Genomic DNA, 1,056 nt, shown 5'->3' with positions numbered 1-1,056 from the left:
GGTGTCGGTGACGGATTCCTTTGAACGGTGCCCTTTCCTTAGCCGGGGGGTGCCGGCCAGAGTGAACTCTTTCAAGCATTGTTTGGAGAGTTTGATCCTGGCTCAGGACGAACGCTGGCGGCGTGCTTAACACATGCAAGTCGAGCGGAAAGGCCCTTCGGGGTACTCGAGCGGCGAACGGGTGAGTAACACGTGAGTAACCTGCCCCTGACTCTGGGATAAGCCTGGGAAACTGGGTCTAATACCGGATATGACACTCCTCCGCATGGTGTGGGTGTGGAAAGTTTTTTCGGTTGGGGATGGGCTCGCGGCCTATCAGCTTGTTGGTGGGGTGATGGCCTACCAAGGCGACGACGGGTAGCCGGCCTGAGAGGGCGACCGGCCACACTGGGACTGAGACACGGCCCAGACTCCTACGGGAGGCAGCAGTGGGGAATATTGCGCAATGGGCGGAAGCCTGACGCAGCGACGCCGCGTGGGGGATGACGGCCTTCGGGTTGTAAACCTCTTTCAGCAGGGACGAAGTTGACGTGTACCTGTAGAAGAAGCGCCGGCTAACTACGTGCCAGCAGCCGCGGTAATACGTAGGGCGCGAGCGTTGTCCGGAATTATTGGGCGTAAAGAGCTCGTAGGTGGCTTGTCGCGTCTGCCGTGAAAGCCCGTGGCTTAACTACGGGTCTGCGGTGGATACGGGCAGGCTAGAGGCTGGTAGGGGCAAGCGGAATTCCTGGTGTAGCGGTGAAATGCGCAGATATCAGGAGGAACACCGGTGGCGAAGGCGGCTTGCTGGGCCAGTTCTGACGCTGAGGAGCGAAAGCGTGGGGAGCGAACAGGATTAGATACCCTGGTAGTCCACGCTGTAAACGTTGGGCGCTAGGTGTGGGGGTCTTCCACGACTTCTGTGCCGTAGCTAACGCATTAAGCGCCCCGCCTGGGGAGTACGGCCGCAAGGCTAAAACTCAAAGGAATTGACGGGGGCCCGCACAAGCGGCGGAGCATGTTGCTTAATTCGACGCAACGCGAAGAACCTTACCAAGGTTTGACATACACCGGAAA

Annotated in this window: 1 rRNA gene; it reads left to right on the top strand. The window is 59.0% G+C overall.

Going from position 1 to position 1,056, the window contains the following annotated elements:
* Positions 1-79: 79 nt before the first annotated feature.
* Positions 80-1,056 (top strand): 16S ribosomal RNA (locus tag AB0J39_RS39735); the annotation flags it as partial.

Source organism: Microbispora sp. NPDC049633, assembly GCF_040675265.1.
GTDB lineage: Bacteria > Actinomycetota > Actinomycetes > Streptosporangiales > Streptosporangiaceae > Microbispora > Microbispora maris.
The sequence above is the reverse complement of the archived record's forward strand: the minus strand, read 5'-3'. Positions and strand labels throughout refer to the sequence as shown.